Genomic DNA, 21,188 nt, shown 5'->3' with positions numbered 1-21,188 from the left:
CCGGACCGGGAGCGCCACACGTGAGCACGCAGGACCGCCTGACCCACATCGACGACGCGGGCGCCGCCCGCATGGTCGACGTCTCCGAGAAGGACGTGACAGCGCGCACCGCGCGCGCGAGCGGGCGCGTCCTCGTGTCGCCCCGGGTCGTCGAGCTGCTGCGCGGGGAGGGCGTGCCCAAGGGCGACGCGCTGGCCACCGCGCGGATCGCGGGCATCATGGGCGCCAAACGCACCCCGGATCTGATCCCGCTGTGCCACCCGTTGTCGGTCTCGGGTGTGAAACTGGATCTGTCGGTCGCGGACGACGCCGTGGAGATCACCGCCACGGTGCGCACGACGGACCGCACGGGTGTCGAGATGGAGGCCCTCACCGCGGTCTCCGTCGCCGCGCTCACCGTGATCGACATGGTCAAGGCGGTCGACAAGGGAGCGGTCATCACGGACGTTCGGGTGGAGGAGAAGACGGGCGGGAAGTCCGGCGACTGGAGCCGGCCGTGAACGCCCCGGACACGGTGGCCTACCGCGCGCTGGTCGTCACCGCCTCCAACCGCGCCGCGGCCGGTGTCTACGAGGACCGGGGCGGCCCGCTGATCGCCGAGGGCCTTCGGCGCTTCGGCTTCGCCGTGGACGGCCCGCAGGTCGTGCCGGACGGCGACCCCGTGGAGGCGGCCCTGCGCGCGGGTGTCGACGCCGGTTACGACGTCGTCGTCACCACCGGCGGCACCGGGATCTCGCCCACGGACCGCACGCCGGAGGCCACCCGCGCGGTGCTCGACATCGAGGTGCCGGGGATCGCGGAGGCGATCCGCGCGTTCGGCCGCGACAAGGTGCCGACGGCCGTGCTCTCGCGGGGCCTGGCCGGGGTCGCCCGCGGCACGCTGATCGTCAATCTGCCCGGCTCCACCGGCGGGGTGAAGGACGGACTGGCCGTCCTGGAACCACTGCTGACGCACGCGGTGGACCAGATCCGCGGCGGCGACCACACCAGGCCGGCCGGCGATCCGCAGGCGACGGGACCCGCTGGCGACCACGGACCCTCCGCGGGTCACCCCACCCCGGCCGGCGGTCCCGCGCACGCCGGTGATCGTTCCAGACGCCCTGGGGGTGCCAGCTGAACAGCCCAACCTGGCCGGTCGTGCTGGTCGACGGCGACATCGTCCTCCGGCCGATAAAGCTGCGCGACCAGCGGGTCTGGCGCGAGGTGAACCGGCGCAACCGCGACTGGCTGCGGCCCTGGGAGGCGACCATTCCGCCGCCCGCACCGGGTGGGCCGATCGCGCACCGGCCGACCTACCGGCAGATGGTGCGGCACCTGCGTGCCGAGGCGAACGCGGGCCGGATGCTGCCCTTCGTCATCGAGTACCAGGGGCGCCTCGTCGGGCAGTTGACGGTCGCCGGGATCACCTGGGGCTCGATGTGTTCCGGGCACGTCGGCTACTGGGTCGACCAGTCCGTGGCCGGCCGGGGTGTCATGCCGACCTCGGTGGCGCTGGTCGTCGACCACTGTTTCCGGGCCGTTGGTCTGCACCGGATCGAGGTGTGCATTCGCCCCGAGAACGGACCGAGCCGGCGGGTCGTGGAGAAACTCGGATTCCGCGAGGAGGGCCTGCGGCCCCGTTATCTCCACATCGACGGCGCCTGGCGCGACCATCTCGTCTTCGCGCTCACCGCGGAAGAAGTCCCGGAGGGCCTGCTCGCCCGCTGGCGGCGGTCCCGCTCGGAGGACGCGGCGAGGAACCAGTCGAGCACAACGACGAACCAGTCGAGCGCAACGACGAACCAGTCGAGCGCAACGACGAACCAGTCGAGCGCAACGACGAACCAGTCGAGCGCAACGACGAACCAGTCGAGTACGGCGCGAAACCAGCAGAGTGCGCCCTGGGACCGGCAGAACACCCCCGGGAATCCCCAGTAACCCGGAAATTGAATAAGTGTTCGAAATTGATCGGTCCAGGATCGCCTCAGGGCATTAAATTCGCGGCCCGCGTGGCCTGCTGATCGCATCGGTCACAAAAAAAGTTCGAAATATCAGCCAGATCGTGCGACACACCGGCCCAATTGGCGGATGGCCTCACGCAAACCCCTCTACCGTGTGAGGCGTGAGCAGCAGCGGCCTCATCTACGCAGTCATTGTCGGGGCCTGGGCCGCCTACTTGGTGCCGATGTGGCTCCGTAGGCAGGACGAGCTGAACGAGGCCCGTCCGACGGAACGCTTCAGCACCGCCATCCGGCTGCTGTCCGGACGGGCGGGCATGGAGCGCCGGTACGCCAAGGACCTGGAGGCGCGCTCCGCCGACGAGGGGGAGCCCGCCGCCGACCCGAGCGTCACCAACTCGGTGGACGTCCGGGCCTTCGCCATGCCTCCGGCACGTCCCCAGGCACGGGCGGCGGTACGGACCCCGGGCGCCGAGAGCGCACGAGCGGCGCGCGTCCACGCGGACTCGCCGGCGCCCCAGTCCGACCACGTACCCGCACCCGCGCCCGCCCCGAGGTCCGACCACGCACCCCGGTCCGGCCGGGCGCCCACGCCCAACTCCCCCTCCGTGCCCGCGCCCACGCGCGAGCGGTCCGCCGCGCCCGCCGCCAAGCGGGCGGCGCGAGCCCAGCGCACACCGGGGTCGGAGGCGGCCGCCGCGCGCGCCCAGCGCTCGAAGGTGCTCGCACGCCGACGGCGTACGACGATGATGCTCTTCCTCGCCTTCACGCTCGGCGCGATCGTCGCGGCCGTCGGCGGGCTCGCCTTCCTCTGGGCGCCCGGTGTGCCCGCCGTGATGCTCAGCGTCTACATCGCGTACCTGCGCAGCCAGGAGCGCCGGCGGTTCGCCTTCCAGATGGACCGACGCCGGGCCGAGGTCGCCGCGCAGCGGCTGCGGGAGCGCGGGCGCCAGCCGCGCCGGCCCGCCTCCGCCACCACCCTCGACAGCGACGATCCGGACGAGGGACCCGAGCCGGAGACGGACCCGGGCCTCTCGGCGCTCGCCGCCGACCGCCGTGCCCTGGTGGAGCAGACCGACCACGCGGAGTGGGTCGACCAGCAGCGTGAGCGCCAGCGCGGACCCGGCAGGGGCGACAGCTGGGACCCGGTCCCCGTGCCGCTGCCGACGTATGTGACCGCGCCGGTAGCGCCGCGGGCCACCGCGGACGTCGACCTCGGCGCCCCGGACACCTGGAGCTCGGCCCGGTCCAGCTCCGTCCCGCAGGAGCAGGAACCCGAGTCGCACGCCGCCGGCCACCACGACGAGCAGGCCGACGACGCCGACTCCGGGGAGGACGAGGACGTACGCAGCGACGCCCGCCGGGCCGCCTCGGCGCGACGGGCACGGGAGCGCGGACGGACCCCGCTCTTCGACCAGTACGAGGACGGCGAGCGGCCCCGCGCCGCCAACGAGTAGGCCCGGACGCCATGTCGGCCGGGTCCGCCGGACGGGCACCCCGCCGGGCGCGACCCCTCCCACCTGTGACGCTCGCCCCACGGCCCCGCCCGGAACGGATTTCCAAGCACACCGATCGGGGTGCTAAGGTTTCACTCGTTGCAAGGGCCTGTGGCGCAGTCTGGTAGCGCACCTCGTTCGCATCGAGGGGGTCTGGGGTTCAAATCCCCACAGGTCCACCGCACACGAGAATCCCGTCCGATCGGTTGATCGGGCGGGATTCTTCGTGTTGTCACAGCCGCTTGGCGAAGCAGAGGCTCGACTCGTGGAAGCGGTAGTAGCCGAACTTGCCGCACGGCTCGTAGCCGCTGGAGGTGTACAGGGCGACGGCTTCCGGCTGTTCGGTGCCGGTCTCCAGGACCATCCGGGTCCGGCCCGCCGCGCGGGCGTCGTCCTCCAGGGCGGTGAGGATCCGCCGGGCGAGGCCGCGGCCGCGCATGTCGCGGACCACGTACATGCGCTTGAGCTCGGCGTCGCCGTCCTCGTTGCCCTCGCCGTTCTGGTCCTGGCTGCGCCAGCCGCCGGTGGCGACCGGGCGGTCCGACTCGTCGTAGACGATGAGATAGGCGCCGCCGGGCGGCCGGAAGTCCGTGGGGGACAGGACGGTGGCGTCGCCGCCGTCGCCGTAGCGCTCGTGGTATTCGGCCTGGACCTCGTCGTTGAGCTTGACGGCGTCGGGGTGGTCGAACGGTAGGCGGCGTATGTTCATGCTGATCACTGTATATCGATTCATGCGGGTGGTGAACGGGTCGCCCTCCAGTGTGCCGGTATCGTGCCGCCGTGCTCACTGTGACCTCTGTGAATGTGAACGGGCTGCGTGCCGCCGCGAAGAAGGGCTTTGTGGAGTGGCTCGCCTGCACCGAAGCCGATGTGGTGTGTCTCCAGGAGGTGCGCGCGGAGGCCGGGCAGCTGCCCGAGCACGTGCGTGCGCCGGAGGGCTGGCATGTGGTGCACGCTCCGGCGGCGGCGAAGGGGCGCGCGGGGGTCTCGCTGTACACCCGGCGTGAGCCGGACCGGGTGCGGATCGGGTTCGGGTCGGCCGAGTTCGACACCAGCGGGCGGTACGTCGAGGCCGATCTGCCCGGCATCACCGTCGCCTCCCTCTATCTGCCGTCCGGGGACGTGGGCACCGAGCGGCAGGACGAGAAGGTCCGGTTCATGGACGAGTTCCTCAGCCACCTCAAGGAGCTGCGCGAGCGGGCCGCCGCCGACGGGCGCGAGGTCCTGGTCTGCGGCGACTGGAACATCGCCCACCAGCCGGCCGACCTGAAGAACTGGCGCGGCAACACGAAGAACTCCGGGTTCCTCCCTGAAGAACGGGAGTGGCTCACGACCGTGTTCGACGCGGCGGCCGGCGGTTACGTCGACGTCGTACGGGCGCTGCATCCGGACGTGGAGGGGCCGTACTCCTGGTGGTCGTACCGGGGGCGGGCCTTCGACAACGACACCGGCTGGCGCATCGACTACCACGTCGCCACCCCCGGGCTCGCGGAGCGCGCGGTCAAGGGGCTGGTGGAGCGGGCGGCGACGCACGGCGAGCGGTGGTCCGACCACGCGCCCGTCACCGTGGTCTACGCCTAGGGCGTGTTTCGAAAGTCCCGCCTGCCGAGCTCCGGGCGGACGACGGGACTTTCGAAACACGCCCTAGGGGCGCTGGAGGCGGCGGTCCATCGCCAGGGAGAGTTCCGCCTCCACCACGCTCTTCGCCAGGGGGCGCAGCCGGGTGAGGTCCTCCTCCGGGGAGTGGCGCAGGATCAGCGTGATGAAGAGGTCCGCCAGCGCGTCGGCGTGCTCGCGGACGAGCCGGCCCGCCCCCAGCACCTCGGAGAGCGGGATGCCCTCGCGGACCAGCGCGGCGGAGACGTCGAGCAGCCGGCGGCTGATGTGCACGATCTCGTCGCCGTCGGTGCCGAGGTAGCCGAGGTCCAGCGCGGCGGCGAGGTTCTCGGGGGTGGCCTGGCCGGCGAAGGCGTCGGCGAGTTCCTCGGGGGTGAGGCGGACCGGGGTCTCCTCGGTCGGGGTGACGCCCAGCAGGTCGGCGACGTCACGGCCGTGGTCGAAGGCCTCGGCGAGTTCGGCGATGCCGTTCAGTGTGTGGCCGCGCTCCAGCAGCGCCGCGATGGTCCGCAGCCGGGCCAGGTGGTGGTCGTCGTACCAGGCGATACGGCCCTCGCGGCGGGGCGGCGGGATCAGCTTGCGTTCGCGGTAGAAGCGCAGGGTGCGCACCGTGATGCCGGCCAGCCGGGCCAGCTCCGCCATGCGGTACTCGGGCTTCTCCGCGTCCTCGCGCACGTCCGCACCGTTCTCAGTCACCTCCGCACCCTAAGTCGTACCGTCGGTAACTTTCCTCGCCCGGACCCCTACCGGTCAGTACGGCTCTCCTCTACTCTCCCAATTGCGCCAGTGTTCACTGGCAGAGTCGACGGCGATGTGTGGAGGCGACGGGATGGCCAAGCGCACCCAGCACCAGGAACACGGGCGTCGCGAGCATGTGCGGGTCGCCGTGATCGGGTCCGGCTTCGGCGGGCTCGGGGCGGCCGTACGGCTGCGCCGCGAGGGGATCACCGACTTCGTGGTCCTGGAACGGGCCGGCAGCGTCGGCGGCACCTGGCGCGACAACAGTTATCCGGGGTGCGCCTGTGACGTGCCCTCCCACCTCTACTCCTTCTCCTTCGCGCCCCACCCCGACTGGCCGCGCACCTTCTCCGGGCAGGAGCACATCCGCGCCTATCTGGAGCGGGTCGCCGACGTGTTCCGGCTCCGGCCGCACCTGCGGTTCAACACCGAGGTGACAAGGATGAGCTGGGACGGGGACGGCCTGCGCTGGGTCGTCGAGACCAGCACCGGCACCCTCACCGCCGATGTCGTCGTCTCCGCCACCGGCCCGCTGTCCGACCCCAAGGTGCCCGACATCCCGGGGCTCGACTCCTTCCCCGGCAAGGTCTTCCACTCCGCGCGCTGGGACCACGACTACGACCTGCGCGGCAAGCGCGTCGCCATGGTCGGCACGGGCGCCTCCGCGATCCAGATCGTGCCGGCGATCCAGCCCGAGGTGGCGAAGCTGGTGCTGTTCCAGCGGACGCCGCCGTGGGTGCTGCCACGCACCGACCGGCCGATCAGCGGTCCCGAACGCTGGCTGCACCGCACGCTGCCCCTCACCGGACAGGTCCGGCGCGGAGTGCTGTGGGGGATCCGGGAGTTGCAGGTCCAGGCGTTCACCAAGCGCCCCGAGGAGCTGGGCTTCGTCGAGCGGTTCGCCCTGCGGAACATGGGCCGCGCCATCAAGGACCCGGCGCTGCGCGCCAAGCTCACCCCGGACTACCGCATCGGCTGCAAGCGGATCCTGCTGTCCAGCGAGTACTACCCGGCGCTCGCCCGCCGCAATGTGGACGTGGTCGCCAGTGGCCTGAGCGAGGTGCGCGGCTCGACCGTCGTCGCCGCGGACGGCACGGAGACCGAGGTCGACGCGATCGTGTTCGGTACGGGGTTCCATGTCACCGACGTGCCGATCGCCGAGCGGGTGATCGGCGCCGACGGGCGGAGCCTGGCCGAGGCCTGGAAGGGCGGCATGGAGGCGCTGCGCGGCGCCTCGGCGGCCGGGTTCCCCAACTGGATGTCCGTCATCGGGCCCAACACCGGCCTCGGCAACTCCTCGATGATCCTGATGATCGAGTCCCATCTGAACTACCTGGCCGACTACATGCGGCGGCTGGACGTGCTGGGCGGCCGGGTCGCGCTGGACGCCCGCCCGAGCGCCGTCGGCGCCTGGAACCGGCGGGTGCAGGAGCGGATGCGGCGCACGGTGTGGAACACCGGCGGCTGCACGAGCTGGTACCTGGACGCGAGGGGCAGCAACACGACGGTCTGGCCGGGGACGACGACGGAGTTCCGGCGGGCGACACGGCACGTGGACATGAACGAGTACATGGTGCTGCGGGCGCCCGGCGCGCTCGCCGACCCGCCCGCCCACGCCCCGGTGGAGGTGCCCGCGTGAGCCGGCTGACCCGGACCGTCGCCGGTCCCTACGCGCCGCCCGTGCCCGAGCGGGAACTGACCGCCGTCTCCGCCGACGGCGCCCGGCTGCACGTCGAACTGCACGGTCCCGAAGGCGCGCCCGCGGTCGTCCTCGTACACGGCTGGACCTGCTCGACCGCCGTCTGGGCCGCGCAGATCCGCGCCCTCGCCGCCGACCACCGGGTCGTCGCCTACGACCAGCGCGGCCACGGCCGCAGTCCCGCCCACCCCGGGTACAGCGCGGAGACCCTCGCCGACGATCTGGAGGCGGTACTGGCCACGGCCCTCGCGCCGGGGGAGCGGGCGGTGGTCGTCGGGCACTCGATGGGCGGCATGACGGTGCTGGCGGCGGCCGGACGGGCCGGGTTCCGGGAGCACACGGCGGCCGTGCTGCTGTGCAGTACCGGCAGCGCGCGGCTGGTGGCCGAGTCGACGGTGCTGCCGATGCGGCCGGGACGGCTGCGTACGGCGCTGACCCGGCGGGTGCTCGGCTCGCGCGCCCCGCTCGGTCCGGTCACGCCCGTGACGCGCGCGGTGGTCAAGTACGCGACCATGGGCGCCGGTTCGAGTCCGCAGATGGTGGAGGCGTGGGCGCGGATCGTGACCGCCAGTCCGCGCCGTGCCAGGGTCGCCTGGTCGCACGTCCTGGCCGGGATCGATCTCGACGCCGGCGTACGGCGGTTGCGGGTGCCGACGGCGGTCGTCGTCGGCACGGGCGACCGGCTCACGCCCCCGGTGCACGCGCGTGGGCTGGCCGCTGCGCTGCCCCAGTGCGTGGGACTCACCGAGCTGACGGGGCTCGGCCACATGACACCGATCGAGGCACCACAGCTGGTCACCGCGAGGATCCGCGCACTCGCGGCCACCCATGTCCGTACCGCACACGCCGAGGAGAGCGCATGAGCAGGGTCAGTCTTCAGGGGCAGGTCGCGGTCGTCACCGGGGCGGCGCGGGGCGTCGGCGAACTCCTCGCGCGCAAGCTGTCGGCGCGCGGTGCCACGGTGGCGCTGGTCGGCCTGGAGCCGGACGTCCTCAAGGAGGTCGCGGACCGGCTGCACGGCGAGAGCGGGCACTGGTACGCCGACGTCACCGACCACACGTCGATGGCGAAGGTGGCGGCGGAGGTCAAGGAGCGGTTCGGGAAGGTGGACATCGTCGTCGCCAACGCGGGGGTCGCCGCGGGCGGGCCGTTCGCCGGCTCCGACGCGGACGCGTGGCGGCGGGTCATAGAGGTCAACCTCATCGGATCGGCCGTCACCGCGCGGGCGTTCCTGCCGGTGCTGACCGAGAGCCGGGGCTACCTCCTCCAGGTCGCCTCGCTCGCGGCGATGACACCGGCGCCGATGATGACGGCGTACTGCGCGTCCAAGTCGGGTGTGGAGGCGTACGCCCACTGTCTGCGTGCCGAAGTCGGGCACCAGGGTGTGAAGGTGGGCGTCGCCTATCTGTCGTGGACGGACACCGACATGGTGCGGGGGGCCGACCAGGACGACGTGATGCGGGAGTTGCGGCAGCGTCTGCCGTGGCCGGCCAACAAGACGTATCCGCTGGGGCCCGCGGTGGACCGGATCGTCGCCGGCATCGAGCGGCGCAGCAGCCATGTGTACGCGCAGTGGTGGCTGCGCGGGATGCAGGGGGTACGGGGGTGTCTGCCGGGGGTGATCGGGGCCGTCGGCCAGCGGGAGATGCGGCGGTTCGCGCCCCGGACGGCGGGGATGACCGGTGGGCTGGTGGGGGCCGGCGGGACCGCGGACGAGGTGGCCAGGGCGGTGGCTACCGAACGTCACTGATCAAAATGCGTGCCCTGTCCGCTCGTGTTTGCCTGGTGGAGGCCCCCCCTCGGGGCCACATCCCTCACCCACCCACTACGGGAGTGAAACCACATGGGCATGAAGGACAAGTTCCAGGACCGGGCCGAGCAGATCCAGCAGCAGGCGAAGAACAGGATGGACGAGGCCAAGGGCCGGTCGCCCGAGGAACGCGGTGCCGAGCGTGAGGGCCGGCCCGAGCGCGGGCGTCCTGAGGGCGATCCCATGCGGGAGGAGCGGGGGCGGCGTGAGGGTGACCCCGTGCGGGAGGAGCGCGGGCGGCGCCACGAGGGGCACCCGATGCCCGAGCGTGGCCGCCCGGAGCAGGACGAGCGGCTCGACCGGGACCACGACGTCTAGACGTCGGACCGGCTGAGGTTGGATGGCGTGGGGTGCCCCGGGACTCGGGGCGCCCCACGCCGTCGTTCCCGTACCTCAGAAGGGTCGTCCGCCGTGTCTTCTCAACTCGCCGAACCCCGGCCGCCGTTGGCCCGGGTGCTCGCCAATGCCGCCGCGCGGCCCGCGTTCGGTTCGCGGCGGGATCCGGACCGGGTCTTCGACCGCATGGTGGCCCGCACCGCGGGGGGTGAAGTCGGCGGCGGGGACGAGGAGTTCCTCGACGGGTTCCGGTTCCTGCTGCGGGAGTGGGCCGCGGAGCCCGCGCTGACACCGTTCGGCTGGCAGCAGGCCCAGGGGCATGTGAAGCGGCATCTCGCCAACCGGGCCCGGGTGCGGCGGCTGTTCGCCGAGATACCGGAGATCGCCGACGAGCCCGTCGAGCGGCCGGTGTTCGTCGTCGGACTGCCCCGTACGGCCACCACCCTCACCCACGCCGTGCTGGCGCTCTCGGAGCGGCACCGATGTCCGCGCATGTGGGAGCTGATGGCCCCCGGCCCGGAACCGACACCGGGCGAGCGGCGCAGGGCGCTGATGGCCGCGCGCGCCACCGAGCGCATCGTCAACCTCCTGATCCCGCGTTTCCGGGACATCCACCCCGTCCTCGCGGAGGGCCCGGAGGAGGACACCTGGGCGCTGCCGCACGCGACCCAGCCGCTGTCGCAGGCCCGGATCCCCGCGTACCGCGACTGGCATCTCGCGCACGACTTCGGCCCCGACTACCGCTATCTCAAGCAGATCTTCCAGCTCCTCCAGTACGGCCGGCCCCGCCGCCGCTGGATGCTGAAGTCGCCCATGCACCTCGGCCAACTGGACGCCCTGCGCGCGGTGTTCCCCGACGCCACCCTGGTGTGGACGCACCGCGACCCGGTCACCGCCGTCGCCTCGTTCTGTAGCCTCGTGGAGACCGGCATGGCCGTCAGTGTCAGCCCGCGCGATCCGCACGCCATCGGCGAGGACTGGCTGCGGCTGCTCGGCGAGAGCATGACGCGGGCGCTGCGCGCGCGGGCCGCGATGCCCGCGGACGCGATCGTGGACGTGCCCTACTCGTGGCTCGGCACCGCCCCGGAGACCGGCGCCCCCAAGCTGTACGAGGCGATCGGCGCGGACTGGACCGACGCGGAGGCGGCCCGGCTGCCCGGCGTCGTCGCGCGTCCGCGCGGCAGCGTCCGCCACACCTACGACCTGGCCCGGTACGGGCTGACGCGCGAGCACGTCGAGTCGGTGTTCGCCGACTACAACACCTTGCGCGCCGAGGTCGACCGGCCGTAGCGCCCACCGCCGAATCATCCCGGCACCCGGCAACCGGCAACCGGCAACCGGCAACCGGCACCCGGCACGCGGCACGCGGCGCCCGGCGCCCGCCACCCGGCGCCCGGCACGCGGCGCCCGGCATCGGGCATCGGGCATCCGGCACGCGGCGCCCGGCATCCGGCGCCCGGCGCCCGGCGTCCGGCGCCCGCCACGCGGCATCCGGCATCCGGCACCCGGCGCCCGGCGCCCGCCACCCGGCGCCCGGCACGCGGCGCCCGGCATCGGGCATCGGGCATCCGGCACGCGGCATCCGGCATCCGGCGCCCGGCGCCCGGCCGGTATCCGGCGCCCGGCACCGGGAGATACTGGGAGGCGTCGGCCGCGTACACCGCTACTCCCTCTTCCGCGCCGGCAGTTTCGGTCTCGACCGGTCGGGGACCTCGCTGTAGTCCGGCGGGGTCGCCGCCGGCGCCGACTTCAGCAGCTCCAGCGCCACCCGTACCGCGTCGTCCAGCTGGGCGTGGCGGCCCTCCGCCCAGTCCAGCGGGGTGCGCAGGACCTCCAGGTCCGGGACGACACCCCGGTTCTCGACGCTCCAGCCGTACGCGTCGAACCAGGCCGCGTTCATCGGCACCGTGATGACCGTGCCGTCGCCCAGGCGGTGGCGGCCGGTCATGCCGACCACCCCGCCCCAGGTGCGCTGGCCGACCACCGGCCCCAGGTTGAGGAGTTTGAAGGCGGCCGTGATCATGTCGCCGTCGGAGGACGTGGCCTCGTCGGCGAGCGCCACCACCGGGCCCCGGGGGGCGTTGGAGGCGTAGGACACCGGCTGGGCGTCGCGGGTCAGGTCCCAGCCCAGGATCGTGCGGGTCAGCTTCTCGACGACGAGTTCGCTGATGTTGCCGCCCGCGTTGCCGCGTACGTCGACGAGGAGGGCCGGGCGGGACACCTCCCTGCGCAGGTCGCGGTTGAACTGGGCCCAGCCCGAGCCGCCCATGTCGGGGATGTGCAGATAGCCGCAGCGCCCGCCGCTCAACTCCCGTACCACCTCCCGGCGTTTGGCCACCCAGTCCTGGTAGCGCAGGGGGCGTTCGTCGAGGAGCGGGACGACGGCGACCCGGCGGGAGCGGCCGGCCTCGCCCTCCGCCGGGGTGAAGGTCAGCTCCACCGTCGTACCGCCTGCGCCCGCCAGCAGCGGGTAGGGGCCGGTGAGCGGGTCCACCGGGCGGCCGTCGACATGGGTCAGTACGGCGCCCTCGCGGATGCCGGTGCCGGCGAGCGGGGAGCGGGCCTTGGAGTCGGAGGACTCGCCGGGCAGGATCCGCCTGACGACCCAGGCGCCGTCCCGGCAGACGAAGTTGGCGCCGAGCAGGCCCTGGCGGCGCTGGTAGTGGGGCGGGCCCTCGTTGCGGCGGGCGGCGCTGACGTAGGCGTGGGAGGTGCCCAGTTCGCCGAGGACCTCACGCAGGAGGTCGGCGAACTCGTCGGGGGAGGCGACCCGGTCGACGAGCGGGCGGTACTGGTCGAGGATCGCGTCCCAGTCGATGCCGCACATCCCGGGGTCCCAGAAGTAGTCGCGGGTCAGCCGGCCGGCCTCGGCGTAGGACTGGCGCCACTCGGCGCCGGGGTCCACCTCGTGCAGGATGCGGCGCAGGTCGATCCAGGTGGTGGAGTCGGAGTCGCCCACCTCCGTCGAGGGGATCGCCCGCAGCTCGTCCTCGTCGACCACGACGAGCCGCGAGCCGTCGCCGCTGACCGCGAACCAGTCGAGATGCTGGACGAGTTCGGACTTCTTCGCCTTGGTGATGTGGAAGTACTCCAGGGTGGGCCGGCCCGATGTGTCGTCCGGGTTGGCGAAGGTCTCGCCGAGCGCGCCGGAGATCGGCCAGCGCAGCCAGACCAGCCCGCCGCCCGCGACCGGGTACAGCGCCGAGTACTTGGAGGCCGCCACCGGGAACGGGGTCACCCGGCTCTCCAGGCCCTCCGTCTCCACGGTCACCGGACCGGTGCCCGCGCCCGTCCCCGTACCCTCGCCGTCCGTCGGTTCGTCGTCCTCCACCGGGTCCAGGCCGCCCGCCGCCGGGCGGCCGTCCGGCGACAGGGCGAAGGGGGACGGGGTCGCCGAGGAGAGCGGGACGAGGTAGGGGCGGCAGCCGAGCGGGAAGGAGAGGTCGCCGGTGTGCACGTCGTAGACCGGGTCGAAGCCGCGCCAGGACAGGAACGCCAGATAGCGGCCGTCGCGGGTGAAGACCGGGTTCTCGTCCTCGAAGCGGCCGTTGGTGACGTCGACGACGAGCCGGTCCTTGATCCGGGCCAGTTTGATCTGCCGCAGCGAGCGGCCGATGCCCGGGTGCGACCAGGTCAGCCATGATCCGTCCGGTGAGAAGGCGAGGTCCCGGACCGGCCCGTTGAGCGAGTGGATCAGCTCGGTCACCTCGCCGTTGGAGCCCTCGCTCGCGTCGATCAGCAGCAGCCGGCCGTTGTGCGAGGCGAGGGCGAGGCGTTCGCCCTGCGGGTCGGAGACCAGCTCCAGGACCCGGCCCAGATCGCCCGCGGCGAGCCGCCGGGGTGGGCGGTCGCCGCTCGCGCGCGGCAGGTAGGCGATCTCGACGGCGTCCGCGCCCTCGGCGTCGGTGACGTAGGCGACCTGGCCGCCCGAGCCGAGCATCTCGGGGAGCCGGACGCGGACGCCCGGGGTGTCGGTGATGGTGCGGGCGGGTCCGTCGCGGTGGGTCAGCCAGTACAGGCTGCCGCGTACCACGACCGCGCCGGCCCGGCCGGTCTCGTCGACGGAGAGACCGTCCACGTGCTGCGCGGCGGGCACCTGGTAGGGCCGCCGGCCCGCGCGCGGCCCGCCGAGCCGTACGTCGAGGCGGCGCGGCACGGAGTCGGCGGAGAGATCGTCCACGAGCCACAGGTCGCCCGCGCACTGGTACACCACCCGTGTGCCGTCGCTCGACGCGTTGCGGGCGTAGAAGGCGTCGTGGTCGGTGTGGCGGCGCAGCCCGGAGCCGTCGTGGGCGCAGGAGTAGAGGTTGCCGACGCCCTCGTGGTCGGAGAGGAACGCGATCCGGTCGCCGACGAAGAGCGGGGAGGAGAGATGACCGTCGACATGCTCCAGGAGCCGGCGGCCGTGCAGCCAGAGGCGGCCGGTGGCGCCGCCCCGGTAGCGCTTCCAGGCGGCGGGTTCGTGCGGCGGGGTGCCGGTCAGGAGCAGGGACTGCCGTTCGCCGGCGAGGTCGGCGACCTGGATGTCGGAGACCGGGCCCCAGGGGAGCTTGCGGCCCGGGTCGCCGTCGGGGCGGACCTTGTAGGCCCAGGTGAAGTAGGAGAAGGGCTCGCCGTGCGAGGCGACGGCGAGGATCTCGCCGTCCGGGGTCCAGCCGCAGACCCGGGTGTCGGCGCTGCCCCAGTACGTCAGCTGCCGCGCCTCGCCGCCGGCCACCGGCACCCGGTGGATCTCGGGCACCAGGCTGCGCCAGCTCGTGTACGCGAGATGGCCGCCGTCGGGGGAGAAGCGGGGGTGGGCGGTCTTCGTGCGGTCGACGGTGAGGCGCCAGGCGCGGCCCCCGCCGTCGCCCGCCGCGGTGAGGGGGGCCAGCCAGAGGTCGTCCTCGGCCACGAAGCACAGCAGGTCGCCGTGGAGATGGGGCATGCGCAGATAGCTCACCTCCCCATGTTTTTCCGGGGGATGGACCCGGGCAACTCGTACATGTGAGCCCCACCGGGTTTGCCATTTCTTTATCCAGGCCCGACAGAGGTGACACAGCCCACGTACGAAACGGTTTCGTTTCGCTTGCTCTCACGCTATATTCATTCGTGTACGAAACCGTGTCGTTCGAAGGCGAGCAGAGAGAGGAAGGCGAGGGACATGACTGAGGTCGCAACGGTGCGTCGCAGTCGCCTCACGCCCGAGCGCGAGGCCGAGCTGTACGAGGCCGTGCTCAATCTGCTCCGGGAAGTCGGCTACGACTCCCTCACCATGGACGCCGTGGCCACCCGCACCCGCTCCAGCAAGGCCACGCTCTACCGCCAGTGGGGCGGCAAGGCCGAGCTGGTGGCACACGCCATCCGGCACAACAAGCCCGGCGGCGACCACAGTGCCGACACCGGCTCCCTGCGCGGCGACCTGCACGCCATGATGGCGCGCGAGGACGACTGCACCATGGAGCAGAACGCGGCGCTGATGCGCGGTATGGCCATCGCCATGCACAGCAATCCCGACCTGCTGCGCGCCTTCCGGGAACTGCTCATCGAGCCGGAGATGGCGGCGATGCAGCGGGTGCTCCAGCGTGCGGTCGACCGCGGCGAGATCCCCGCGGACAACCCGGCCCGGAAGTACATGCCGCACATGATCATCGGCGCGTTCGCCACGCGGACGCTGCTCGACGATCTGCCACCCACGCGTGACTTCCTCATCTCGTACATGGACGCCGTGGTGCTCCCCGCACTGGGCGTCACCTCCACCACCTGAGCTCCCCTCTCAGACAGCCCACCTGACGTCACCGCTCACGTCGTCGGGCCGATCACCCCTGCGATGCCGCCAGGGTTGGTCAACCCTGCCCCGAAAGACCCCACGACCTGACCGGGAGTACGCCCTCGTGGCCACGTTCCTCTACAAACTCGGCCGGCTCGCCTTCAGGCGACGGCATCTTGTCGCCCTCCTCTGGGTGGCCCTGCTGGCACTCGCCGGCGCCGGCGCCGCCACCGCCCCCGCGGCGGGCTCCTCCTCCTTCTCGATACCCGGCACGGAGGCCCAGAAGGCCTTCGACCTGCTGGACGAGCGCTTCCCCGGCACCAGTGCCGACGGAGCGACCGGCCGTGTCGTCTTCAAGGCCCCCGCGGGCGAGAAGATGTCCGACGCCGACAACAAGGCCGTCGTCGACAAGACGGTCCAGGAGCTGTCCGACGGCTCCGAGGTCGCGAGCGTCACCGACCCCTTCAAGACCAACGCGGTCAGCAAGGACGGCTCGGTCGCATACACCTCGGTGACCTACGACGTCTCCGGCATGGAACTCAAGGACTCCTCCAAGGAGGCCCTGGAGCACGCCGCCGAGACCGCGCGCGACTCCGGGCTGACCGTCGAGATCGGCGGTGACGCGCTCCAGGCCGTACCGGAGACCGGCGCCGGGGAGATCATCGGCATCGGCATCGCCGCGGTCGTCCTCGTCATCACCCTGGGCTCGCTGGTCGCGGCCGGACTGCCGCTGCTGACGGCGATCATCGGCGTCGGTATCGGTGTCTCCGTCATCACCGCCCTCGCCAACACCCTCGACCTCGGCTCCACCACCTCCACGCTGGCCATGATGATCGGCCTCGCGGTCGGCATCGACTACGCGCTGTTCATCGTCTCCCGGTACCGGGCCGAACTCGCCGAGGGCCGCGAACGCGAGGAAGCCGTCGGACGGGCCGTCGGCACCGCCGGATCCGCGGTGGTCTTCGCGGGCCTCACCGTCGTCATCGCCCTCGCCGGCCTCGCCGTGGTCAACATCCCGATGCTGACCAAGATGGGCTTCGCCGCGGCCGGCACGGTCGTCATCGCCGTACTGATCGCCCTCACCATGATCCCGGCGCTGCTCGGGTACGCGGGCCGCAGGATCCAGCCCGCGGGCGCCAAGTCCAAGCTGCTGGGCCGGCGCAAGCAGCAGGACAGTGCCGGTACGGACACCGAGGCCAAGCCGAACATGGGCACCCGCTGGGCGAGCTTCGTCGTCCGCCGGCCCGTCGCCGTACTGCTGCTCGGCGTCCTCGGCCTCGGCGCCGCCGCCGTACCGGTCGCCTCGCTCGAACTGGGCCTGCCCGACGACGGTTCGCAGCCGACGTCCACGACCCAGCGGCGCGCCTACGACCTGCTCTCCGACGGCTTCGGCCCCGGCTTCAACGGTCCCCTGATGGTCGTCACGGACGCCAAGTCCAGCGCCGACCCGGAGGGTGCGGCCAACCTGGTCTCCGAGGAGATCAAGGACATGCCGGGTGTGGTCAGCGTGGCCCCGCCGGCGCCCAACAAGGCCGGCGACACCTACACCATCACCGTCGTCCCGGACTCCAAGCCCTCGTCCACCCAGACCGAGGACCTCGTCCACTCCATCCGTGACGCGGGCGGCAGCATCAAGGCCGACACGGACGCCGACATCTACGTCACCGGCGCCACCGCGATGAACATCGACTTCTCGCAGAAGATGAACGACGCGCTGGTCCCGTACCTGGCGCTCGTGGTCGGCCTGGCCTTCCTCCTCCTGATCGCCGTCTTCCGCTCGATCCTCGTCCCGCTCAAGGCGGCCCTCGGCTTCCTGCTCAGCGTGCTCGCCGCGCTCGGCGCCGTCGTCGCGGTCTTCCAGTGGGGCTGGTTCGCGGGCGTCCTCGGCGTCGAGGAGACCGGACCGGTCATGTCGATGATGCCGATCTTCATGGTCGGTGTGGTCTTCGGTCTCGCGATGGACTATGAGGTCTTCCTCGTGACCCGGATGCGGGAGGCGTTCGTCCACGGCGAGAAGCCCAGCCAGGCCGTCGTCACGGGCTTCAAGCACGGTGCCCGCGTCGTCACCGCCGCCGCGATCATCATGATGGCCGTCTTCTCCGGCTTCATCGGCTCCTCCGAGGCGATGGTCAAGATGATCGGCTTCGGCCTCGCGATCGCCGTCTTCTTCGACGCGTTCGTGGTGCGGATGGCCCTGGTCCCGGCCGTACTCGCCCTGCTCGGCAAGAAGGCCTGGTGGCTGCCGAAGTGGCTGGACCGCGCCCTGCCCAACGTCGACGTCGAGGGCGAGGGGCTGCGCGCCCACATCGACGCCCAGAAGGACGCCGACCCCGACGAGAAGAAGGAACTGGTACGCGCCTGACGTACCGGGTCTGACACACCGGGTCCGGCGTACCGGGTCCGACAACAAGACCAGCCGGTGAGGGTTCCGTGGGGACGGGGCTGCCCTCACCGGCTTCCTTGTGCCCGGCGGCAGCGCGACCGCGGGCTGTTCGAACGAACACGGCGTGCCCGGCGTCGGAGCTCATATGACCGAGCATCCGATGCAGAAGGAGATACGCCGATGAGAGGCACGCTCTTGCCCGTCCGGAGCCGACCGGCGTGGGCGTTGCTGGTGGCGGCCGGGGTCACGGTGTGCGTCGGCTGTGCGGCACCCGACGGTGGCGGCGGAGAGGCGTCCGCGTCGTGTGCGGCCCTGGTCGAGTACGGGAACAGCAGGTACGTGGGGACGGAGGCCAAGGGGTTCGCGCTCGGGGAGAGGCTCGGTGCCGCCTCTCTTCCGCCGTGCGACGACACTCCGGGCGACGACAGTGACGGTGAGACGGCACCGACCCCGACCACCGCGTACGAGATCAAGGGGGTGGATCCCGGTGTCGCCATCGCGGTGGAGCGGTCGGCCGACGACGTCATCTACGTCAACGTCGATTCCGCGACGGAGCTGCCCGAGATCAAAGAACTGATCCGTGGTTCCTGATGCCGGGTGGCCGGTAGGGTGACTGCGCCTTTCGCCGTACGTCACTCAGGGAGTCCGGCTTGATATCTCGTACGGGAACCGGCCGTTGCGTCCGTGTTCTGCTCGCGGCCGCGCTGGCGGTCGGGGCGCTCGGCGGCTGCCGGACCCTCCTGGACGCCGCCGACGAGTCCGGCTGCGACGGCACCGGGGGCCGGGTCGACGCGCTGCGGTCGGACGGCGTCCTCGACTCCCGCCCGCCCGGGGCCACCGTGCCCGACGGCTTCGAGAAGGCGGACGCCGGCTGCTGGCAGGACAGCGGTGAGGCGTGGCTGTACGCCGAGCGGACCTATGTGTTCCCGGGTGACAAGGGCGACCTGCTCGACCACTACCGGGCCGTGGCGGGTCCCGCCGGCTGGAAGCTGTCCCGCACCGACCGGTCGGCGGGTCTCTGCTTCACACCCGCCACCGGGGAGGGGACGTCGACGCTGAACGTCCGGTTCCTCACGGCCGAGGACCTGAAGGCCCAAGAGCCGGAGCCAGGACCCGAGTTCGGCTCCGGAGCGGGCTACTCGGTGGCTCTTTCCGCCACGGCGGACGGATCGCCGACCGGCTGCTCGGACTGAGACCGGCGCCCGGGGTCCGGCCCGTCACCGGCCCCGGCGGCGAGGATTCCGCCACGGCGGTTCCGCTCCTCGCGGGCTGACGTCCACCTCCGCCCACACCGTCTTCCGAGGGCACGGTCCCGGCGCCACGCCCCAGCGGTCCGCCAGCGCGTCCACGATCACCAGACCCCGGCCCGACTCGGCGTCCGGCTCCACCGGGTTCAGTCGCGGGACCTGGTCGCCGCCTGGGGCGAATTCGTCGCGCACGTGCACAACTGACCTACCCCTACGGGAAGTACCGCGCCGCCTTCTCCAGGACGTGGCCCGTGAACATGCCGCCCCACATGACCCTGCCCCGGTACATGGTCGTACGGACGGACTGCGGGCCCGTCTCGACCGTGATCGGGCGGCCCACCACCGTCGTGTCCACGGTCCTGGCGTCCTGCGCGGCCCACTGCGCGGCGGCGGGGTCGACGTTCTCACTGACCAGTGCGGCCAGCACCATCGCCGCGTTGCGCGCGCCGGGCAGGCCACCCCGGTCGGCCTTCGCGCGGGTCATGGCCCAGACGCTGAACTCGCCGATCGCCGGCACGTCGAGCGCGGGCACGGCGGCGGCGTACACGAACAGTTTGACCTTGGTGCCCATCCAGCGGGCCTTGCGGTCGGCGCGGCTGCCGACGAGGACCCGTTGCCCGGCCCAGGTGTCGGACGTCACCGCGCAGCCGTCGGCCGTCAGGCGCTCACGGAGGGCTTCGAGGTAGGCGACCGCCGGGGTCTGCTGCTGTGTCATGGGCCGATGGTCCAACAGCCGTGCTGTGAGGGGTAGATGGGGCGGGCCCCTGAAAGCCGTTCGCGTGCGCCGTACACGCACCGCTAGCGTGCCGTCCATGACCACTTCGGAGTCCGCAGCACACCCCCGTTTCGCCGAGGCCCTCGCCGAGCTGGGTCTGGGTGGGCTCAACGCCCGGATCCGCCGCTTCCCGGACGCCACCCGGACCGCCGCCGAGGCCGCCGCCGCGATCGGGTGCGAGCTGAGCCAGATCTGCAAGTCACTGATCTTCGCCGCGGACGGCGTACCGGTACTGGTACTGATGGATGGCGCGTCCCGCGTGGACGTGGAACGGGTCCGGCAGGAACTCGGCGTCGAGCGGGTCACCCGCGCCAAGGCCGACGTCGTACGCGAGACGACCGGGTACGCCATCGGCGGCGTACCGCCCTTCGGGCACCGGACGAGGACGCGGGTGCTCGCCGACCGGTCGCTGCTCGCGCACGACGTGGTGTGGGCCGCCGCGGGCGATCCGCATGCCGTGTTCCCCATGGAGCCGAAGGAGTTGATCGCACACGCGGGCGCCACGCTCGTCGACGTGCGCGAGCTGACCGCGTGACGCCGCTGGTCGCGACGGCCGTCCTGACGGCCGCGGTCACCCACGCCGGCTGGAACGCCATCGCCCACCGCATCACCGACAAACTCGTCGGCTTCACCCTCATCTCCGGCGGCGGGCTGCTCATCGGGCTCGCGGCCGTGCCGTTCACCGGGTTCCCGGCGGCGGGCGCGTGGCCGTACCTCCTCGCCTCGTCCGCCATCCACATCGCCTACTACGCGCTGCTGATGCAGTCGTTCCGGCTGGGCGACTTCGGGCAGGCCTACCCGATCGCCCGCGGCACCGCGCCCCTGCTCGTCACCGTGATCGCCGCCGTCTTCGCCCACGAGGTGCCGGACGGCTGGGCCGCGGCCGGAATCGTGCTGTCCTGCGCCGGACTGACCGGCGTCGCGCTGTGGGGGCTGCGCGGGCGACGCCCCAACTGGCCCGCGATCGGCGCGGCCCTCGCGACCGGTCTGACCATCGCCGTGTACACCGTCGTCGACGGCATCGGCGTACGCGCATCCGGCTCCCCGCTCGCCTACATCGCCTGGCTGATGGCGGTCCAGGGCGCGGTGATCCCGGCGTACGCCCTGTACCGTCTGCGCGGCGAACTCCCCGGCCTGCTGCGGCCGTTCGCCCGTATCGGCCTGCTCGGCGCCGCGATGTCCGTCGCCGCGTACGCCCTTGTCCTGTGGGCCCAGACCAAGGCCGAACTCGCGCCGATCGCCGCGCTGCGAGAGTCGTCGATCATCGTGGGCGCGGCGATCGGGGCCGTGGTCTTCAAGGAGCGGTTCGGGCTGCCGAGGGTGGCCGCGGCGGGGCTGCTGGTGGTGGGGATCGGGTTGATGCTGCGGTCGGGGTGAGTGGGGTGTCGGCCCGCGGGGGTC

The 21,188-nt window shown here is 72.3% G+C and carries 19 protein-coding genes, 1 tRNA gene and 1 pseudogene; 17 read left to right on the top strand and 4 right to left on the bottom strand.

Translation table 11 applies throughout. The features are described from left to right. Window positions 1-20 precede the first annotated feature (20 nt). The 5 genes and pseudogenes from moaC to ACIQAC_RS37945 all read left to right on the top strand — a co-directional run bounded on the left by moaC (window position 21) and on the right by ACIQAC_RS37945 (window position 3,612). Complete coding sequence (gene moaC, locus ACIQAC_RS37965) at window positions 21-500, top strand: cyclic pyranopterin monophosphate synthase MoaC (protein ID WP_402199719.1); 480 nt, start codon at window positions 21-23, stop codon at window positions 498-500. Between the two features lie 14 nt (window positions 501-514). Further along, window positions 515-1,117: a molybdenum cofactor synthesis domain-containing protein gene (locus tag ACIQAC_RS37960; protein WP_402199862.1), complete on the top strand. Its 603-nt coding sequence runs from the start codon at window positions 515-517 to the stop codon at window positions 1,115-1,117. Further along, window positions 1,114-1,737: pseudogene (locus ACIQAC_RS37955) on the top strand (GNAT family N-acetyltransferase); the annotation flags it as partial. The gene ACIQAC_RS37960 and the pseudogene ACIQAC_RS37955, both read left to right, overlap by 4 nt. 364 nt (window positions 1,738-2,101) lie before the next feature. After that, a complete protein-coding gene (gene glpR / locus ACIQAC_RS37950) occupies window positions 2,102-3,394 on the top strand; it encodes a gephyrin-like molybdotransferase receptor GlpR (RefSeq protein WP_402199717.1) in 1,293 nt (430 codons plus the stop codon). A 144-nt stretch (window positions 3,395-3,538) separates the two neighbouring features. Continuing rightward, a tRNA-Ala gene (locus ACIQAC_RS37945) sits at window positions 3,539-3,612 on the top strand. Between the two features lie 53 nt (window positions 3,613-3,665). Here ACIQAC_RS37945 and ACIQAC_RS37940 read toward each other — a convergent pair. Further along, the gene (locus ACIQAC_RS37940; RefSeq protein WP_402199714.1) at window positions 3,666-4,142 is read right to left on the bottom strand and encodes a GNAT family N-acetyltransferase; all 477 of its coding nucleotides are present in this window, start codon (window positions 4,140-4,142) and stop codon (window positions 3,666-3,668) included. A gap of 71 nt (window positions 4,143-4,213) precedes the next feature. On the opposite strand from ACIQAC_RS37940, the gene ACIQAC_RS37935 reads away from it, so the two are divergent. After that, window positions 4,214-5,014, top strand: a complete 801-nt coding sequence (locus tag ACIQAC_RS37935; protein WP_402199711.1) for an exodeoxyribonuclease III — start codon at window positions 4,214-4,216, stop codon at window positions 5,012-5,014. A gap of 63 nt (window positions 5,015-5,077) precedes the next feature. Here the strand turns inward: ACIQAC_RS37935 and ACIQAC_RS37930 are convergent, their stop codons facing one another. Then, on the bottom strand, window positions 5,078-5,692 hold the full coding sequence (locus ACIQAC_RS37930) for a MerR family transcriptional regulator (RefSeq protein WP_402199860.1): 615 nt from the start codon (window positions 5,690-5,692) through the stop codon (window positions 5,078-5,080). A 187-nt stretch (window positions 5,693-5,879) separates the two neighbouring features. Between ACIQAC_RS37930 and ACIQAC_RS37925 the strand changes: the two genes are divergently transcribed. From ACIQAC_RS37925 to ACIQAC_RS37905, 5 genes are all read left to right on the top strand, one after another. Continuing rightward, entirely contained in the window at window positions 5,880-7,427 is a 1,548-nt protein-coding gene (locus tag ACIQAC_RS37925; RefSeq protein ID WP_402199709.1) for a flavin-containing monooxygenase, read from the top strand. After that, window positions 7,424-8,350 carry an alpha/beta fold hydrolase gene (locus ACIQAC_RS37920; protein WP_402199706.1) on the top strand — a complete coding sequence of 309 codons (927 nt, stop codon included), beginning with the start codon at window positions 7,424-7,426 and terminating at the stop codon, window positions 8,348-8,350. Before ACIQAC_RS37925 ends, ACIQAC_RS37920 begins: the two co-directional genes overlap by 4 nt. Further along, complete coding sequence (locus ACIQAC_RS37915; protein ID WP_402199704.1) at window positions 8,347-9,237, top strand: SDR family oxidoreductase; 891 nt, start codon at window positions 8,347-8,349, stop codon at window positions 9,235-9,237. Before ACIQAC_RS37920 ends, ACIQAC_RS37915 begins: the two co-directional genes overlap by 4 nt. A 99-nt stretch (window positions 9,238-9,336) precedes the next feature. Continuing rightward, the gene (locus ACIQAC_RS37910) at window positions 9,337-9,615 is read left to right on the top strand and encodes a hypothetical protein (protein WP_402199702.1); all 279 of its coding nucleotides are present in this window, start codon (window positions 9,337-9,339) and stop codon (window positions 9,613-9,615) included. 93 nt (window positions 9,616-9,708) lie between these two features. After that, a complete protein-coding gene (locus ACIQAC_RS37905; protein WP_402199699.1) occupies window positions 9,709-10,923 on the top strand; it encodes a sulfotransferase family protein in 1,215 nt (404 codons plus the stop codon). A gap of 373 nt (window positions 10,924-11,296) precedes the next feature. Here ACIQAC_RS37905 and ACIQAC_RS37900 read toward each other — a convergent pair whose 3' ends face one another. Continuing rightward, a complete protein-coding gene (locus tag ACIQAC_RS37900; protein ID WP_402199696.1) occupies window positions 11,297-14,575 on the bottom strand; it encodes a S41 family peptidase in 3,279 nt (1,092 codons plus the stop codon). A 201-nt stretch (window positions 14,576-14,776) separates the two neighbouring features. On the opposite strand from ACIQAC_RS37900, the gene ACIQAC_RS37895 reads away from it, so the two are divergent. The 4 genes from ACIQAC_RS37895 (at window position 14,777) to ACIQAC_RS37880 (ending at window position 18,958) form a co-directional block, all read left to right on the top strand. Next, window positions 14,777-15,379 (top strand): TetR/AcrR family transcriptional regulator, encoded by a 603-nt coding sequence (locus tag ACIQAC_RS37895; RefSeq protein WP_402199693.1) that lies wholly within the window; start codon window positions 14,777-14,779, stop codon window positions 15,377-15,379. Window positions 15,380-15,506: 127 nt separating this feature from the next. After that, window positions 15,507-17,744, top strand: coding sequence for an MMPL family transporter (locus tag ACIQAC_RS37890; RefSeq protein ID WP_402199691.1), 2,238 nt, complete (start codon window positions 15,507-15,509; stop codon window positions 17,742-17,744). Window positions 17,745-17,945: 201 nt separating this feature from the next. Then, window positions 17,946-18,356, top strand: a complete 411-nt coding sequence (locus tag ACIQAC_RS37885) for a DUF6281 family protein (protein WP_402199688.1) — start codon at window positions 17,946-17,948, stop codon at window positions 18,354-18,356. 59 nt (window positions 18,357-18,415) lie between these two features. Beyond that, window positions 18,416-18,958, top strand: a complete 543-nt coding sequence (locus ACIQAC_RS37880) for a hypothetical protein (RefSeq protein WP_402199686.1) — start codon at window positions 18,416-18,418, stop codon at window positions 18,956-18,958. Between the two features lie 265 nt (window positions 18,959-19,223). Here ACIQAC_RS37880 and ACIQAC_RS37875 read toward each other — a convergent pair whose 3' ends face one another. Beyond that, window positions 19,224-19,727, bottom strand: a complete 504-nt coding sequence (locus ACIQAC_RS37875) for a hypothetical protein (RefSeq protein WP_402199683.1) — start codon at window positions 19,725-19,727, stop codon at window positions 19,224-19,226. A gap of 97 nt (window positions 19,728-19,824) precedes the next feature. Here ACIQAC_RS37875 and ACIQAC_RS37870 point away from each other — a divergent pair, with 97 nt between their 5' ends. Both ACIQAC_RS37870 and ACIQAC_RS37865 read left to right on the top strand, forming a co-directional pair. Beyond that, the gene (locus ACIQAC_RS37870; protein WP_402199680.1) at window positions 19,825-20,322 is read left to right on the top strand and encodes a YbaK/EbsC family protein; all 498 of its coding nucleotides are present in this window, start codon (window positions 19,825-19,827) and stop codon (window positions 20,320-20,322) included. Then, on the top strand, window positions 20,319-21,164 hold the full coding sequence (locus ACIQAC_RS37865; RefSeq protein WP_402199678.1) for an EamA family transporter: 846 nt from the start codon (window positions 20,319-20,321) through the stop codon (window positions 21,162-21,164). Before ACIQAC_RS37870 ends, ACIQAC_RS37865 begins: the two co-directional genes overlap by 4 nt. Window positions 21,165-21,188: the final 24 nt, after the last annotated feature.

The sequence above is a fragment of the Streptomyces sp. NPDC088387 genome (assembly GCF_044753385.1).
In the GTDB taxonomy this organism is placed as follows: Bacteria; Actinomycetota; Actinomycetes; order Streptomycetales; family Streptomycetaceae; genus Streptomyces.
This window is presented reverse-complemented; position numbering and strand designations above follow the sequence as displayed.